Below are 18,137 nucleotides of genomic sequence, written 5' to 3'. Positions count from 1 at the left end.
TGGCCGTGTTTCGTCTCGGTGCTCTTACTGGTTCGCTCCTCACACGTCCATCAATATAACTGAGTCTGCCGGGGGTGTCAATACTTTTTACAAAAGTTTTTTTTTGAGTCGGCCGCAGCCCGGATTTTGATGCAGTGGAGGGACGCATAACCGAGGAAATGCAAGGGTTGGGCGCGATCGCTCTTTCCTTGCATTCACCACAAAAATTTTACTTCAATGGCAGCATCCAGTCCAAAATCAGATGATTGACCTCATTTGGCCGCTCGTCGTGGGGACAGTGGCCCGTGTTGGGAATTGAGACAAATTTGACGGGTTTACCGTTGGCGGCCAATTCTTGGTAAATCTGGCTACCGGCAATGGGCGTCCAGGGGTCGTCTGCGCCCCAAAGTACCAATAACGGACGATCGACATGAGGCAGCAATTCCGACGGTTGAGGGCCTGCTGGGGCCGTGAGAATCGAGGCAAATACTTGTTGAGCTCCGGGCTCGCAGGAGGGCGCGTGGAGGAGTTCTACGAGTTCGTCGGTGATGGCTTCCCGATTGCTGTAGACTTGGCGCAGGGTGTTGCGGATGCGGTGTTTTTGGCGGATGTTGTTGAAGACAAAGGGGCCGATGACGGGCGATCGAACTAATTTAGCAAAAGTCCCCATCACTAATCCCAGCGGAAAACTAAGTTCTTCTGGACGGTGGTTGAGCCCGCCGGCACAGTTGATTAAGACACCGCCGGCTGATATTTCTGGATGGTTGGCGACTACCATCAAACTCAGCAAAGCGCCGATCGAATTTCCGACAAATACCGCCGGTTCCTGTACCAAATCCGCCCAGAAATCGGTGAGTAATTCTTCCCACAATTCCAGGGTGTAATCCAGGGCGGGTTTGCCAGAAGCCCCGAATCCCAACAAGTCCAGCGCAAATACACGGTAGCCGCCGGCAGCGAGTGCGGGGATATTTTGCCGCCAATGCCCGATCGAAGCCCCAAATCCATGAATCAAAATCAGAGGGCGGCCCGTGCCTTGGACGGTATATTGGATTTTGTGACCTTTCCAAGTCCAAATTAATTTTTCAAAGCTGGTTGCAGATACTAGCTGTTGTGCAGTCACGGCTCTAAATGTAAATTTTCGTTAACTACTTTCATCATAGCACCACCATCTCTTTAGGGGCGGCGTCGGAGCAATGCCCCATCCCCCATTCCCTATTCCCCATTCCCTATTCCCCATTCCCCATTCCCTATTTTTACCTTTTTTCTAGCAACCAATAAGTCATCATCTCCCCCTTACCTTTTATCGGAATCATGCCTCGCCTCTCAAACAAATACTTATCTTTTAAAAGCTCATAAGTGACATCAGTAACTTGAATGTTTCCGGAAAATCCCGTAACTTCCATCCTCGCCGCCACATTCACCGTATCTCCCCACAAATCATAGGTAAACTTGCTCACACCAATCACTCCCGCCACCACCGGCCCGGAATTGATGCCGATGCGAATTGCCAGTTTTTCCCCTGTCTCGGCTGACAACTTTGCTATTTTTGCCTGCATTCCCAAGGCCATTTGGGCGATCGCCTCGGCATGGTCATCTCTCGGCGTCGGCAATCCCCCAACCACCATATAAGCATCACCAATCGTCTTAATTTTCTCCACACCGTACTTTTCAGCTAACTGGTCGAAGTGCGAAAAAATCACGTTCAATCTTTTTACCAACTCCGTCGGAGACATTCTAGCAGACAGTTCAGTAAAGCCCACAATATCAGCAAATAAAACACTGACTTCTCCAAAACTATCAGCAATTGTAGTTTGCTCCGCTTTCAAACGTTCTGCTATTGGTTTAGGTAAAATATTTAACAGCAACTTTTCGCTTTGTTCCTGTTGAACTTTTAGTTGTTCTTGCGCTAATTTGCGCTCTGTAATGTCAGAAACAGTACCCTCATAATACATCAGCTCACCTTTTGCATCCCGAACAGCTCGGGCATTTTCTGACACCCAAATTCGGTGACCGTCTTTGTGGAACACCATAGATTCAAACCCCAACACCGCATTTTGTGCATCCATGGCAGCCTCAAATTCCTGGCGGCGTTCCGGCTCAACGTACACTTGAGAAGTATTTTTAATGCAGGACATCAGTTCTGCTGGCGAGTCGTAACCGTACAATTTTGCCAAAGCTGGATTAGCGCTGAGAAAGCCTCCTGAAGGCGTGCTTTGAAAAATGCCTTCCATCGCATTTTCTACAATGCTGTGATATCTTTCTTCAGCAATCCGCAGTAATTCTTCTGCTTTTTTGCGCTGAATCAAAGAACCTAATTGACTGCCTACAGCATCAAAAACATCTATAAATCGCGCGTCTTTCCGGCCGGGCAAAATCTTAAAGAAAACCAGCACTACCAAGAGTTCATCGCCTACCACAATCGGCACACCAAAAGCTGCTTTGAATCCGGTTGCTTGTGCTATTTGACTTCGAGTAAAAGGCGGGTAGCCCTGGGTAATATCTTCTACCCACTCCGGTTGCTTGGATGCCCAAACTCGTCCCGGCAGCCCAATATTCCTGGCAAATGTCAGTTTTTTGCTTTCCCTGCGGAACCAGTCCATGCTGGCGTTGCCCGCATACCAACCCCTGGCAGATTCCAGGAAAGTTCTTTCTGCATTGGGAATCCAAGCTTCTCCTAAATCCCATCCGATTGTTTCGCCAACTTGGTGCAGAATTACTTCTAAAGCTGAGTCAAAGTTTACAGCTTCGCCGATCGCCCGCGTCGTTTCCAGCAAAAACCGGATTGATTCTTCAGCCCGCTGCCGTTCCGCGATTTCTTCCTGCAATCTCGAATTGCGATCGTGCAATTCCCGGGCTTGCTGTTGCAGTTTCGATTGCAGCGAACGTAATGAAAGTTGGTTTTCGACGCGGGCCAAAACTTCTTCTACTTGAAACGGCTTAGTAATATAATCTACCCCTCCTACTTGAAAAGCTTTAACTTTTTCCAGCACGTCATCGAGCGCACTAATAAAAATCACCGGAATATCTTTAGTATTTTCACTTAACTTTAACTGCTGACAAACTTCATAGCCGTTCATTTTCGGCATATTAATATCTAATAAAATTAGATCGGGAGGAGACATTTGTGCCGCTTGCAGAGCCAGTTGTCCGTTAATAGCCTTCCTGACTTGATACCCGTGGGATGCTAGCATAGTGGATAAAAGTCGCAAATTGTCCGGCATATCGTCAACGATCAGAATGTCTCTAGGAGTCGCTGGTAGTGGCTGGTCGTTCATCATAATATAATTGAGTTAAATCAATAATGATATCTATCCGAAAATTATCGACTAAATCTGTTAAAGCTTGAGCGAGATTTGCCTCAGTTTCGGGAATTTGCTCGATCAGTCCGAGAATGCGATTGTCGTCAACGCAAAGTGCTGCTTGGTACAAATCCACCACCCAGTCTGTGGGCATTACACTCAAATCCTCCGCTGTCAAACTTTTCAGCAGTTTCGGTGCTAAACCAGAAGTAGATGAGTTTTCTTCCTCATAAATATACCGCAGGTTCAGGTGATGAGCTATCTTTTCAAATAGTACCTCTTCCCGAAACGGTTTACAAATGAAATCATCACAACCAGCAGACAAAATTATGTGCCGCTGCTCGTCAAAAGCACTAGCAGTCAGGGCAATAATTATGGTTTCTTTTCCTTCTGGAGTTTGCTTGATCAGTTTGGTTGCTGCATACCCGTCCATTACTGGCATCAGCATATCCATTAAGATCAGGTGCGGCTTCCAAGTTGAGTGCAAAGCAATTCCTTCTTGACCGTTAGTTGCTTCGCGGAGTTCAAATCCCAGCGGTGCGAGCAGCTTAAGCAGCAGTTGGCGATTTTCCGCTACATCTTCAACTATTAATATCCGATAAATTGGCTGTCCAGCTTCTAAAGCAATAACTTGTTTTGCCGCCGATTTTTCTTGTTCGTCGCTTTCTGTGACTAACTTAACCTGGATATTAAACGTGAAAGTTGTGCCTTGACCGAGTTGACTTTCCACAGAGATATCACCTCCCATAATCCGGACAAACTGTTGGCTGATCGGCAATCCTAGCCCAGTTCCCTGCATAGATTTTCGACCTGTTTCGGTTTGAACGAAGGGCTTGAATAATGTGGGAAGTTCCAAGGGGGAAATGCCGGGGCCGGTGTCGGAAATTTCAAACAGCAGTTGGGATTGATTTTCTTCAGTGACGCTGGTTTCTTCTTGGCTGCTGACGCGCAGAGTAACAATTCCGTGTTGAGTAAATTTGATTGCATTGCCCAGCAGGTTAATTAAAACTTGCCGCAATTTAGCTTCGTCTGTTTGAATGTATTTTGGCAAATTGCCAAGATTTTCAAAGATTAGCTGCAAGCCTTTGGAGTTGGCTTTTAGTTGCAGCATTTCTCTGAGGCTGTTGAGAATGTTGTAAAGGTTGAAGCGACTTTCATTAATGGTAATTTGACCTGCTTCTATTTTGGACATTGACAAAACATCATTGATGAGTTCCAGCAAATGTTCGCCGCTGCGGTTGATAATTTCTATGTATTCTTTTTGTTCGGCAGTGATAGAAATATTGCGAGCCATGACTTGAGAAAAACCGAGAATGGCGTTGAGAGGTGTGCGGAGTTCGTGACTCATGGAAGCGAGAAATTGGCTTTTAGCACGGTTGGCAACTTCGGCGTTTTCTTTGGATTTAATCAGTTCCATTGACTGCCTTTGGGTGCGGGCGAGCAATTCGGCTTGCTGCAATGCTACTCCTAGCTGAGTGCCTACATGAACTGCAACGTTGATTTCAGCTTCGCTCCACTGGCGGGGAGCTGAATTTTGATAGGATGCTAGCAATCCCCAGAGCTTTTCGCCGCAGAAAATTGGCACAGTAATGTAGGATTTGGCTTGAAATCTTTCTAGCAATTGGATGTAACAAGGGTGGAATCCTTGCTTGTAAATGTCTGGGACACAAAGATAAGTTGTACCTCGGCTGTAAGCTCCGCCTTCGGTTTCTTGCAAATAGGTATCGTGGACTTCTTGTGAGCTGCTATCGAATTTTTGGACTAGGCAATTTTCGCTTTCTAAAGCGTCTTCTGTGAAGTTGGGGTCTATTTGTTGTGCTTGGATGAAAGAAACCCACTTGCTGTCAACAGATTCGGCTACAAATTCGCCGCTCCAGTCAGGATTGAAACGGTAAAGGGCAACTCGATCGCATTTCATGGTTTGGCGCAATTCTCGGGTTGTCGCCTGAAAAATCTCTCGGATATCTAAAGTCTGCCGCATTCTTTCAATAATGCGGGCGATCGCTCTTTGCCGCAAAGCACTTTCTTGCAGTTCGGTTTCTGCTTGCTTGCGTTCGGTAATATCTACAGCCATTGAAGCGGTACCGATCGCTTTGCCGTTTTCGTCAATTAGCTGAGTATTGTACCACTCGCAGATGATAATTCTGCCATCTTTGGTCAGATTTTCGGAAGTCTCGCTAGATTTGGCACTCAAGCCGCGATCGAAAATCTTAGATGCTTGTTGGCGGCAGCTTTCAGGTACGATCAAATCGGTGGCGACTCTCCCTTTCGCTTGGGCCTCGCTGTAGCCAAAAATAGCTTCCGCCGCCGGATTCCAAGTGATAATTTCTAAATTCAGGTTTAACTCGATCACTGCGATCGGCGTTTGCTGCAATAAAAATGAGATTCTTTGCTGCGACGCTAGCAGTTTTTCTTCGGCCTCTTTGCGGTCTGTGATATCATTAGCCGTGCCGAGAAGTTGTTTGGGTTTACCGTCATTTGTTCTGAGAAATACGGTATCCCAACTGTGCATCCACCGCCATTCGCCGTTTCTGTGCCTCATCCGGTATTGAAATTCGATGATGTCGCCGCCTTGGGTTCGATCGAACTTTTGGATGTGTTCAAAGAAAGGCGACACATCCTCGGGGTGCATCAGAGTTGGCATCATTGCTGTACCCATATCTTGTATTTCTCCGGCGCTGTAGCCCAGCATCGCCGCCATTTGGCGGTTGCTGTAGACATTCCGCTGTTCAATTAAATCGTAAACGTACAATAGGTTGGGATTGGCATCGGCGATCGCCTGAATGAAGTGCTGGCTTTCTCGGAGTGCAGATTCTGCAAGTTTTCGATCGGTAATATCTCGCGCTACCATAATCACTGAGTCTTGTGAAAGCACAGAAACTTTAGCATCTAGCCAAACTTCGCGATCTCCGACTGTATAGCTATATTCAACATTGATGCTTTGCTTCGTTTTGAGAACTTGTTGGATGGCATTTAATACCAAATCGGCCACAGATTCCGGCAAGACTTCATGGGCGGTTCGGTTAATCATTTCGCTGGCAGGTTTCACCAAATTCGTCGCTGATGTCGGGGCGATTTTGATGCAGCGCCCTTCTATATTTCTCACTAAAACTATGTCAGTCATGGCCGCAAAAATAGTCCGCAATTCTGCTTCTGACTCTTGCAAAGCTTGCTCGGCGAGGATGCGGGTGCGAATTTCTGCTTGCAACTGTTTGTTTTGCCGATCGAGCTGCCCGAGCCGGTTTTTTTCTCGATCGATCAGTTGAACTTGAGCCAGCGCTATCCCTAGTTGAGCCGCCACCGCTTCTAACAAGTCGATTTCATCTTTCGTCCATTCTCGGTAGCGATCGCACTGGTGCAAGCAGATAGCGCCATTTGCCCTGCCTTGATAGGAAGTGCGAATTGCCAGCATCGATTTCAACCCAATTTCGCGGCATATCGGTCTCACAGCTTGCAAAAGAGAATCTGAGTAAACATTGTTGGAGGCGATCGGCCGATCTTGTATCATCATTTGTACGATGTGAGGATTTCCCCAAATAGGAATGGGTACGTTCCAAATAGATTCGCACTCCGATTCGAGATACTCCGCCGCCAGAGGAATATCGACTTGGGGAGTAGTAATGTAAGTATGAATCAAACAGCGATTGACGCAGAATGCCTGACCGATTTGAGTTGCGGCTGTTTGAAATATTTGTTCTGGATGCAAGCTCGATCGAATTTCTTGAGTTATTTTGGCAATCAGCAACTCTCGCTGAACTTGCCGTTCTAAAGCAGCTTTAGCTGCGGCAGTTTCTATTTCTGCTTGCTTGCGATCGCTGACATCAAAAAGTACGCCATACCATACAATATCGCCATTATCGCGCATTTCGGGTCGAGAATTAGATTGCAGCCATTTGAGTTTGCCCGACGGCGTAACAATCCGCCATTCCAGAGCAAAAGGTTCTAAACTTCGAGCGCTTTCTGCAATTTGGTCTATCACATATTGCCGGTCATCTGGATGATTTTGAGCGCAGGCAAAATCAGCATTTTTTAATAACTCCTCACTCTCTAATTCGTAAATATCCCGACAAGCATAACTGATATATTCAAATTTAGAACTTCCCTCAAAACTTTTAACTAATTGATAAATAACTCCCGGTATATTGACAGCCAATTTCTGCAACCGCGCTTTGCTTTCCCGGAGTGCTTGTTCTGTCCGCTTCCGAAATTCTACCTCTTGTTGCAGTTGGACATTCTGCTGTTTTAATTGTTTTGATAGCTGCTGGATAGTCAATTGACTTTCGATGCGCGCTAAAACTTCTTCTACTTGAAAAGGCTTAGAAATGTAGTCAACACCGCCAATTTCAAAAGCTTTTACCTTGTGAAAGACTTCATTAAAAATGCTCAAAAAAATCACCGGAATTTCCCGAGTTTTTTCGTTTGCCTTCAGTTTTTCGCACACTTCGTAGCCATTCATTCGAGGCATGGCAATATCTAGCAAAATCAAGTCTGGTAGAACGGTAAATTTAGCATTTACAACCATTTCTCCCGAAATCGCCCGCTGAACTTTATACCCTTCTTTAGTCAATATATTTGAGATAAACCGAAGGTTGTTAGGCTGGTCGTCAATAACTAAAATATGAATACTTTCTTTGTCAATTACCATTTTTTCTAGAGCCATTTTTCCTGGTCTATTGTTAGCATGTCAATTATTTAATGAAGCGAGCAATTAATTATCCTGAAAATTAAATTACTTATCAAGCGTTTTCAAACTAAGCAGACAGAGATTTTTCTAGATAACTCCATTGACTGACGTGCCTTTTCCTAGTTATTTTTTTATCCCGATATTAGATGGCCAACTCCTATTAACCGGATTATTGCCATATTTTATCGTAAAAACAAATCCAATTATTCCCGGAAAATATTAAATTTCCCCAAACAAAATCATTGATTAGGCACTCCAGATTTTCAAACCTTAGTTTTTAACTCTGTTCTAGGGCTGCGACGCATCTTTTCGTACATCTAACCCGGTTGATGCGCCCGGGATTTTTTTTTCGGTGGACTTTAGGCTTAACACTCCTAGGAGGATGACGCAAGCTTCTTGAGATTTTAATGCCACCTTAAAAAGGTTTTAGCAGAGATACAGGTGCGATCGCAACCCGACGCAAAGAAACCAGGTTTTTTACTCTGGCCCGCGCTACAACGAACTCTACGCTTGAAAAAAACCAGTTGAGACGCACCCGCGCCTAAGTTTTAAGATATTCATCAGTTGTTACGCCAGAAAGATGGTCTGTGGTGATTGAGGGGCCGATGCGGATCGGATTTGACGATTTTTGATGAATTCTCGAAATCTACGATTTAAATCCACCACCGAGACAGCCAAGTAACAGTATAGATTGACTGGCCCGCACCCTAATGCCCGCCGTATCAACTCTATTCTCCCTCTTTCCTAAGCCAGCAATTCCTTAAGTTTAGCAATATTTTCATGGCTGAGGGAGATTTTAATTTCAAGTTCTTGGTCAGCCTCCCAAAGCAGCAGAGTATTATCTTCTCCCAAGGCAATTTCAGGATTGTTCAATTCAAGTGTTTGATATTTAACTTCGGGAATACCTATGCGAATTACGAGTTCCGACTCCAACTGAGGATAGAGGTACAATTGCTGTTGCAGGTTGTCGAGTTCTAGTTTGTCAACTGTGTTATTGCGTTCTACAGGAGAATTGGGTTTGTACCAATAGAGAGTATCCTCGCGAATTTCGGGATTGACTATCACAAATGTTTCGTCAAAACGCTGGGCTTGCCAGTGAATTTCGTTCAATCCGCCGATTTGCGGAATCAGTCGCTCTACCCAGCTAATTTGTTTACCGTTGAGGTTTCGCCACCACTGACTGATATTATCGAGGTTGTTAGCATTTTCGGGGTCGTTGCTGCCGGAATGCCAGACTGTTTTTAGTTGCATATACAGGTTCTCCAGCGAATTTTAATTTGAGATTGCAGGCTTTCAATGGGAGATTTAATCGTTCTACAATAATCGGCATGGACTTACCAATTATCTACCACGAAGATTACGTTGCACCCCTGCCGCCGGATCACCGCTTCCCGATGGCAAAGTTCCGGATGCTTTACCAGATGCTGCTGGCGGAGGGGGTAGCAGATAAATCGCAATTTCACGCTCCCGAACTTCCCCCTCCAGAATGGATTGAATTAGTCCACGACTACGGCTACGTTCAAGCTTACTGCAACGGGACGCTCGATGCCAAAGCGATGCGGCGAATTGGTCTGCCTTGGAGTCCGGCCCTTGTCAACCGCACTTGCACTGCGGTTGCAGGGACGGTACTAACTGCCAAGCTCGCTTTGGAGTGCGGTTTGGCTTGCAATACTGCGGGCGGAACTCATCACGCCTTCCCTGCTTTTGGGTCTGGTTTTTGTATTTTTAATGATTTGGCGATCGCCTGTCGCGTCTTGCAAAAAATTGGTTTAGTTCGCAAAGTTTTAATTGTCGATTTAGACGTACACCAAGGAGACGGAACTGCGGTAATTTTCCAAGATGACAGCAGCGTTTTTACTTTTTCGATGCACTGCGAGGTGAATTTTCCCGGAACAAAACAAAAGAGCGATTTAGATGTACCCTTGCCTGTCGGTATGGAGGACGACGAATATTTACAAACCTTAGATCGATTTTTACCCGATTTGCTGTCAACTGTCAAGCCAGATTTAGTTTTGTACGATGCCGGAGTAGACCCCCATCAGGGGGACAAATTAGGAAAATTAGCTTTGACTGATACGGGCTTATTTCGCCGGGAAATGCAAGTTTTGATGGCGTGTTTGGCTGGTGGCTATCCCGTTGCCTGCGTGATTGGCGGCGGCTATGCCGATGACACAAAGGGATTAGTTTACCGGCATTCGTTGCTGCACCGAGCCGCAAGTCAAGCCTACAGGCAATATCGACTTTGATACAGAGCAGCGAGATTGCAGATTAGCTTAAGTATTGTTTCGCGATATAATTAGTGTTGAGAGTATTTTATAATAAAAAAAACTATAAATTCCCATTTAGCTCGATAGCTTTCAATCACCATGAATTATAGCATCAACTCCAACTCGTTAAATACCAGAGAAGATGGGATCAAAGAACTGCCTTTGACGCCGATCGACCAACGCTACTTGCTCGTCATCAACATCCAGTCCTCCTGCGACTCCCAAGGCAGCAGGTATCTCGATCCAATGTGGGCAAAAGACTTGATCGAACACTTCAAGTATTTGAAAAACTTTACACTCGCAGCTCCGCAGAGGCTAGAAATCCCCCCGGAAAATACAATCAAGGTGGATTCGGAAACATCATTTGCCGATGCTAAATTTATTGACCTTCCCTCGCCAAATAGCTACGCCCAAGCAATATTAATGCTGCCGGCGACGGTGGCTCAACTTTGGGGCGCGATCGCCAGAACGGATATCGTACACAGCGCCGTAGCAGGCTGGCCGATTCCGATGGGATGGTTAGTGACGCCAATAGCCATTATACAGCGAAAAAAACACGCGATCGTTGTTGAGTCGGCACCGTGGAGGCTACAACCGGGAACAACTCCCAATATTAAAGCCAGAATTATAGCTCAAATATACGAAAGATTAAATCGCTGGTGCATCAACAGGGCCGACTTGACAATCTTTACCCAGGCAGAATACCAGGAGAGTTTATTAACAAAAAAACACAAAAAAAGTTACATAATTAATGCTTCGTGGATAGATAAAGAAAATATTATTTCCGAAGCCGGTGCCACACAAATATGGCAGGAAAAAAGGTCTCAATCCCCCCAAAAAATAAAATTTTTATTTGCGGGCAGGTTGCATCCGAGTAAAGGGGTGTTGATTCTCCTAGAAGCAATGAAAATATTGGACAACGAAAACATGACGGTCGAGTTGGATATACTAGGAGAAGGTGAACTTTTAAGCAACTGCAAAGCAGCTAGCAACCAGATGCAAAAATCGGCGAAGATAAATATTTTGGGAACAATTCCTTATGGCCCAAAATTCTTCGATTTACTGCAACAATATCATGCTATTGTGGTTCCGAGCATCTCAGACGAACAGCCCAGAATTGTATACGATGCCTATTCTCAAGCGTTGCCTGTACTGGCAAACAACACAGCCGGACTCCGGGACTGTATCGAAAACGGTATCACAGGCTCGATCGCTAATTGCAATGACCCCATTGCTTTAGCAAACTTCCTCAAACAGTCGGCAGAAAACTTGAACCTACTCCAAAATATGGGAATCGCTGCTCTGAAAAAAGCTCACAGCCTGACTCACCAAGAAATACACCGGCAGCGGTGGCAGCTTTTGTTAAAAATGTTAGATGAATCCAAAAATTAGGCGATACAGGCCCCGCAGGCGATCGCGCCAGCTTGCCATAGGGGTACAACTTAAGCTAAAAAGTTGTTAAACCAACAACTGCACTTATGTCCAAAGCCAGCGAGCCCAATCACCCGTATCCACTGCTGGTTGTCATTGTTAACTACCGAACCCCTGGTTTAACCATTGACTGCTTGCGCTCTCTAGTTACCGAAGTGCGATCGCTCAGAGGTATGCGAGTTGCAGTTGCCGACAACGCATCAGGCGACAATTCTAGCGAACAAATAGCAGCCGCGATCGCAGCAGAAGGCTGGAGCGAATGGGCATCCTTCGTTCCCCTAGACTGCAACGGCGGATTTGCCTACGGGAATAACGCCCTGATCCGTCCTGTCCTGCAATCCACCAATCCCCCCCCCTACTTCCTGCTGCTCAACCCCGACACCGTAGTTCGCCCAGGTGCCTTAAAAGCCCTCGTCGATTTCATGGAGACTCATCCCGACGCCGGCATCGCCGGCAGCCGCTTGGAAGACCCCGACGGAACACCGCAGCATTCAGCTTTCCGGTTTCACGATTTCTTAACCGAACTCGATTTTGGTTGGCGGACGCGCTTTTTATCCAAATTATTGGCAAACTGGAATGTAGCGCCTCCTATTTCCCAAGAAATCTGTCAAACTGATTGGGTAGCTGGAGCCAGCATGATCGTCCGTCGCGAAGTATTTGAAAAGATTGGCTTGATGGATGAAGCTTATTTCATGTATTGCGAAGAAATGGACTTTTGTCTGCAAGCTAACAAAGCTGGCTGGAGTTGCTGGTATGTACCTGAAAGTCGCGTGGTTCACCTAGTAGGTCAAAGCTCAGGTGTTACTGACACCAAAAAGCCCCCTAAGCGACTGCCACAGTATTGGTTTGATTCCCGGCGCAGGTACTTTCTCAAAAACTACGGCTTGGTTTACACAGCGTTAACCGATGTCACCTGGGCTTCGGGCTTTGCAGCCTGGAGGGTGCGCCGCGTACTTCAAGGTAAGCCGGACGGAGATCCGCCAAAAATGCTCACAGATTTTGTCAAGAATAGTGTATTTTTTAAGGGAGGTAAGATTGAAGATTCCAAAAACTTTTAAAGGGTATTTGTAAATAAATCAAAGCCAGAGAAACCCGGTTAATCATGGTCAACAAAACCTTGCGTAATTCACCGCAGCACTTGGTGTTTTTGATTGAATAAACCAGGTGCATTATACCTGAAAAACCCGAGAAATAGCTTAATATCAGGGGCATCTAATAACAACTTAAACAAGACAGAGTGTTGAGTACAGCTTATGGTAACAGAGTCAAATTTAATAGCAACTGAAAATCAAGTAGAAACCCCTGCACTGGGATTGTGGCAGCAGATTAAAGAAGACTGGATTGCTCACGGTCGCGATTGGACAAAACCGGGTTTTCGCGCCGTAGCAGTCCAAAGATTCGGTGTCTGGAGAATGCAGGTAGAACCAAAACTGCTGCGGGCTCCCTTGAGCATTCTCTATCGATCGCTCTACCGAAAAGTCCGCAACACCTACGGCATAGATTTGCCCTACACAGTCAAGCTCGGCCGCCGAGTCATCATTGAACACGAAGGCTGTATCATCGTTCACGGACACTGCACTCTTGGTGACGACTGCATTATCCGCCAAGGCGTTACCCTGGGGAACCGCTACTTGGAAAAACCCCTAGAATCGCCTCAATTGGGCGATCGGGTGAACGTCGGCGCCGGAGCAAAAATTCTCGGCAAGGTCAACCTGGGAGACGACGTAAATATCGGTGCAAATGCTGTCGTTTTATCAGACATTCCTGCTGGTCAAACTGCCGTTGGCATCCCTGCCAAAATTCTCAAATCCCGCCCTGTGGAAAACAATCCTTAAATTAGTACCAGAACAAGTGACCTGTCTCTTGTGTTACCAGAAAACTGGGTCTAAAGCCCCCTCCTTTTAGGACGGTTTTAATTATCCAGATTTGTGCTTCGAGGTTTTCAGGAATCAGTTCTTGTTATGCTATATTAAAGTAATACTACAGGTAGCATAACCGCCGATACACAGGAGACACCAAGCTCAAACGACTGGTCGGAAAATAATAATGGTTAGTGGGTGGCGAAAACCACGAATAAACATAGCTAAGGTAACTAACGTAACCCAGACCAGAAAACTAAAATCTTAAATACTAAACGTACCGTGGGGCACACGGAAACAAGGAGAGAAATCTCCGAAAGCTTGGGGAGATGCGCCCCAAGCGGGCTATTTAAGTTAGACTTGATGCTTGGTTCTATCGAACGGGTATTTGGTTTAAATATTGCCGAAAGGATAGGTAGTTTTAAGGTATGTCTGCGAACCAAGAATCCCCGTACTTTTAAGTCGGGGAGTGTCAATTAAATAAACTAGAGATCTACCGTCCCTATAGTGATATAGCAATCCTAAATCATTTGCATAATTCTTGTAGGGGCTCTTCCCCCTCGTGAAGAACCCGATAGATAAGGGTAGGCACGGGGGCACTACCCCTACTGAATCATTTAGCTATAGATGCTTGTACGAAATCGTCGAGTTCTCTGGCAATTGTGATTCTTGCACGCAGGGTGCGATCGCAACTGCTTGGTGGTAGACATCAACTCGGTTAACTAAATAATTATAAGTTGACCATCTAGCAATCTTGTATTAATTGTGAAGAATTTGTAGGTTGAGTATCCCCGTGCTTACCAGGAAAACCTGGCAACATACAAAAACCTTACAACTCAAATAGGATTGTCAGATAATTTCCAAAAATATTGTCAATCACCAACCAGCGATCGTATACTGATAATCGAGGATCGCATGATTGTCAGTATATCTTATCTTTTCTATTGCATAAATAATGGTTGAATCAATAACTGCACCTGTAGTTTCTGCCACAGAGCCAGATTGGAGCCGCGAACAACCTCGCCAGTTTTGGGATCCCAGTCGCCAACTTCTAAAATCTATCCGCAACTATCAAAAACGGAAGCAGCAAGGTGGAATTTTAGGGTATTTTTTATCCCGGTTCAACATAATCCAGCATATATTCTGGAGCATTGTAGCTGGAACTGACATCCCCTTGAACTGCCAGATAGGAGGGGGACTAATTATGCTTCATCCTAATGGCATAGTCATTCATCCAGAGGCATCTATTGGCCCGAACTGTCTGATTTTTCAACAGGTCACAATTGTTTCTGATGTCCAAATTGGCGGTCACGTCGATATCGGTGCAGGAGCAAAAATTATTCGCTCCGTAACCATCGGCGATCATGCTTTGATAGGCGCCAATGCAGTGGTGATTTGCGACGTACCACCGGGCGCAACCGCAGTCGGAATACCAGCAAAAATTCTCCCCAAAAAATCCTAAGCCTGAAAATGCAGTCCTAGAAATATTCGCAGGAAAAAGGAAGTTGCAGAGCAAGGATTCTTTCAGATAATTCTCCTATTTCCTAAACTTTCAATTTTTCCTGCATCAAATCTTTCCGGCGGCGTGCTACTTTTTCCCAGGTAAATTCCTCGGCTTGCTGGCGAGCATTACAACCCATCTGAGCTCTCAACTCCGGGGACAAAGCAAGCTTTCGCAAGCCTTCAACCAAAGCCTCAGAATCGTAGGGATCCACGACTATCCCATCTTTGCCGTCCCGAGCAATGGCACCCGCTCCCATAGGTGAGGTGAGAACTGGCAACCCGTAAGCCATAGCTTCATAAGTAACCATCGGGCCGCCATCTTCCAGACTCGGAAAGGCAAAAATGTCAGCTTCGCCATATACCGCCTCAACATTGAGCGTGTAATCTATATAAATTACATCCGATCGTCCTAAAATATCGCTGCAACTTTCGGCAATTGCAGGCTCCATGTTTCCGCAAAGCACCAGTTTGCCTTTAATGCCGGCTTTTTCCCAGGCTTGCAAGAGCAAGTGAGCTCCTTTTCTGACGCAGATGGTACCCACAAAGAGCACAGTAACGGTATCTGATGGCTGTTTTTTGGGCGAAATATTCGGGAACCGCTTGGGACACCACCCGTAACTGCTTGAAATCAGTTTGTATTCGGGAACTCCTATTTCGAGAAAAGATTTTTTTACCTCCGGACTAGGAGAAAAAATGAAATCAGCCAACCTCATTTCTTCATCTTCTTGCTGAATCATCGCATCTGTAATTCCATGTTGGGGAGCGATGCCCAAGCGACCGTAAGCATCGTCAAGAATATATTTTGCCTTTTTAGTAGAGCAGTTAATACGCTCAAAAAAAAGTGTTTGCCCCTGCTGCTTTACCTTTCTAACAGTTTCGATTGAAGTGCGAGGCCACAAGTAAACTGCATCAAAATCCTTCAGATCTCTCAGAAAACGCTTTTCAGCCGAAGATTGCGCTAAATTTCCGAGCTTGTAGTATACCCTTCTCAAATATCGGGGTATGCTTTCGACCATATTATTCCCGCGACATGACGGTGTGCAACTGGGAACAACCATGCGGGTTTTAAAGTCTGGGTAATTCCACTGACAAAGTGACAAAAATGTATGGCTAATTCCTTCATCGCTACAGTAAAAGGTGAACAAAGAGCTGATATTTAGCATGGTTGACTCTTCTCAATTCAAAATGCTAGATCGGATGTGACTTAATATATAATAAGCTAAACGGGCAGGGACGCCTACTACAGCCATTCGCTCAAAGTTGTGGAATCAAGATATTGTGAAATTAGCTTGACTTTTACTAAAATATTAAAATAACAGATCGCAAGTGGAATTGCAGAGGTAAGCTTTGAAACAAGTTGGATTGGTTGCTATTGGGCGGAATGAAGGCGATCGCCTAAGAGCGTGCTTGCTGTCGGCGATCGGCTTCGTAGCCTGGGTGGTTTATGTCGATTCCGGCTCAACAGACGGCAGCTTGGAATTAGCGCGATCGCTCGGAGCTGATACAGTAGAACTCGACTTATCTACACCCTTTACAGCAGCACGCGCCAGAAATGAAGGATTTGCCCGCCTGCGACAAGCAGCTCCAGACATCGAATTTGTCCAATTCGTAGACGGCGACTGCTCCATAGTTGATGGATGGCTCGAATTTGCCCAGCAAAAACTCGCAGCCCAACCCGAATTAGCTGTAGTGTGCGGGCGCCGCCGCGAGCGGTACCCCGATGCCACACCGTACAACCGACTCTGCGACATAGAGTGGGACAGCCCGATCGGCGAAGCCAAAGCCTGCGGGGGCGACTCCATGATGCGGGCATCAGCCTTCGAGCAAGTCAGCGGTTTCAACCCCACACTGATCGCCGGCGAAGAACCGGAACTCTGCGTGCGACTGCGCCAAAATGGTTGGAAAATCGAGCGATTAGATGCAGAAATGACCTTGCACGACGCCCAAATGACTCGTTTTGACCAGTGGTGGAAGCGCTGTCAAAGAGCAGGTCATGCCTACGCCGAAGGTTCCTGGTTGCACGGAAACACCCCCGAACGCCACTGGATTAAAAACACCCTCAGCATCTGGTTTTGGGGATTTGTTTTGCCCGTGCTAGCATTGTGCACAGCGTGGTTCACACGCGGCTGGAGCTTGCTGTTACTCATCGGTTACCCGGTACTTGCCTACCGCATTTACCACCGGATGCAGCAGCAGAATTTGCCAGCCAAGGATGCTGCGCTTTACGCGATATCTTGCGTGCTCGGGAGTTTTCCTCAATTGCAGGGTCAGATGATGTTTCACCAGCGCCGGTTGCTCAGACAGCGCAGCAACTTGATCGAATACAAGACATCAAACCCATCAATTGAGAAAGTTACAATGAGCGCTAAGTCTACTAAGTAGGTCAGTTACCATCAACTTAGCTTGTTTTTTCTGCAAGTTCTCCCCTGTAATTGCAAGTCGGGTGTTGATGTAGAGGCGGATTTTTCCATCAACCTCTACAGCAAACTCTCGCATCAAAAAAAACGCTTCATATCGATTAATTTATTCAAAACTCAACTTCAAGATATCGATCGTCAACAAAGGAATCTAACCAATGAACGACCAAAAATTAAAAGTTTTACTAATTGTAGAGCAGTGCAATCCTGAATGGGCCTCTGTACCTTTGGAAGGGTACAATTATGTTCAACAAATTAGCAAGCTAGTAGATGCAACACTTGTCACCCATGCTAGAAATAAATCCGCTCTTCAAAAATACCCTGAACACGAAAAAGTTTTTTATATTGAAGAAAAACAAATTACAGCGCAATATTATAAAGTAGTAGAAAAAATTACCGCGAACGGTAAAATAAATTGGCCACTGTATAATGCTTTGACCTACCCAATTTATGAAGAATTTAATCAGCAAGTATATCAAAATTTTAACTCAAAAATTCTCAAGGGAGATTATGACATAGTTCATGCAATTACCCCGATAATGGCGCGGTATCCGTTTAAGGTAGTCAGAGCCTGCCAAAACACTCCTTTTATGCTAGGCCCAGTCAATGGAGGCATTCCTTTTCCAGCAGGCTTTCAAGAAACTGCCAAACAAGAATTTGCTCAATTCAACTTTTTGAGGGCAGTTGGTCGAGCCTTA

At 45.7% G+C, this 18,137-nt stretch carries 11 protein-coding genes and 1 pseudogene; 7 read left to right on the top strand and 5 right to left on the bottom strand.

Going from position 1 to position 18,137, the window contains the following annotated elements:
• Positions 1-208 precede the first annotated feature (208 nt).
• The 4 genes from JGK39_RS18570 to JGK39_RS18555 form a co-directional block, all read right to left on the bottom strand.
• Positions 209-1,099, bottom strand: a complete 891-nt coding sequence (locus tag JGK39_RS18570; protein ID WP_293255340.1) for an alpha/beta fold hydrolase — start codon at positions 1,097-1,099, stop codon at positions 209-211.
• 133 nt (positions 1,100-1,232) lie between these two features.
• Positions 1,233-3,257, bottom strand: coding sequence for an adenylate/guanylate cyclase domain-containing protein (locus tag JGK39_RS18565; RefSeq protein WP_293255337.1), 2,025 nt, complete (start codon positions 3,255-3,257; stop codon positions 1,233-1,235).
• Positions 3,223-7,938 carry a response regulator gene (locus tag JGK39_RS18560; RefSeq protein WP_293255334.1) on the bottom strand — a complete coding sequence of 1,572 codons (4,716 nt, stop codon included), beginning with the start codon at positions 7,936-7,938 and terminating at the stop codon, positions 3,223-3,225. Before JGK39_RS18560 ends, JGK39_RS18565 begins: the two co-directional genes overlap by 35 nt.
• Before the next feature lie 768 nt (positions 7,939-8,706).
• Positions 8,707-9,213 (bottom strand): hypothetical protein, encoded by a 507-nt coding sequence (locus JGK39_RS18555; protein WP_293255331.1) that lies wholly within the window; start codon positions 9,211-9,213, stop codon positions 8,707-8,709.
• A 77-nt stretch (positions 9,214-9,290) separates the two neighbouring features.
• Here JGK39_RS18555 and JGK39_RS18550 point away from each other — a divergent pair, with 77 nt between their 5' ends.
• The 5 genes from JGK39_RS18550 (at position 9,291) to JGK39_RS18530 (ending at position 14,981) form a co-directional block, all read left to right on the top strand.
• Complete coding sequence (locus JGK39_RS18550; RefSeq protein ID WP_293255328.1) at positions 9,291-10,208, top strand: histone deacetylase; 918 nt, start codon at positions 9,291-9,293, stop codon at positions 10,206-10,208.
• 120 nt (positions 10,209-10,328) lie between these two features.
• Positions 10,329-11,621 carry a glycosyltransferase gene (locus JGK39_RS18545; protein ID WP_293255325.1) on the top strand — a complete coding sequence of 431 codons (1,293 nt, stop codon included), beginning with the start codon at positions 10,329-10,331 and terminating at the stop codon, positions 11,619-11,621.
• A gap of 86 nt (positions 11,622-11,707) precedes the next feature.
• Entirely contained in the window at positions 11,708-12,718 is a 1,011-nt protein-coding gene (locus tag JGK39_RS18540) for a glycosyltransferase family 2 protein (protein WP_293255322.1), read from the top strand.
• A 195-nt stretch (positions 12,719-12,913) separates the two neighbouring features.
• Positions 12,914-13,495, top strand: a complete 582-nt coding sequence (locus JGK39_RS18535; protein WP_293255319.1) for a serine acetyltransferase — start codon at positions 12,914-12,916, stop codon at positions 13,493-13,495.
• Between the two features lie 979 nt (positions 13,496-14,474).
• Positions 14,475-14,981 carry a serine acetyltransferase gene (locus JGK39_RS18530; protein ID WP_293255316.1) on the top strand — a complete coding sequence of 169 codons (507 nt, stop codon included), beginning with the start codon at positions 14,475-14,477 and terminating at the stop codon, positions 14,979-14,981.
• Between the two features lie 82 nt (positions 14,982-15,063).
• On the opposite strand, the gene JGK39_RS18525 is transcribed toward JGK39_RS18530, so the two are convergent.
• Positions 15,064-16,185 carry a glycosyltransferase family 4 protein gene (locus JGK39_RS18525; RefSeq protein WP_293255313.1) on the bottom strand — a complete coding sequence of 374 codons (1,122 nt, stop codon included), beginning with the start codon at positions 16,183-16,185 and terminating at the stop codon, positions 15,064-15,066.
• 184 nt (positions 16,186-16,369) lie between these two features.
• On the opposite strand from JGK39_RS18525, the gene JGK39_RS18520 reads away from it, so the two are divergent.
• Entirely contained in the window at positions 16,370-17,404 is a 1,035-nt protein-coding gene (locus JGK39_RS18520) for a glycosyltransferase family 2 protein (protein WP_293255310.1), read from the top strand.
• Positions 17,405-17,597: 193 nt separating this feature from the next.
• Positions 17,598-18,137: pseudogene (locus JGK39_RS18515) on the top strand (glycosyltransferase family 1 protein); the annotation flags it as partial.

The sequence above is a fragment of the Microcoleus sp. PH2017_12_PCY_D_A genome (assembly GCF_020738565.1).
GTDB lineage: Bacteria > Cyanobacteriota > Cyanobacteriia > Cyanobacteriales > Microcoleaceae > Microcoleus.
This window is presented reverse-complemented; position numbering and strand designations above follow the sequence as displayed.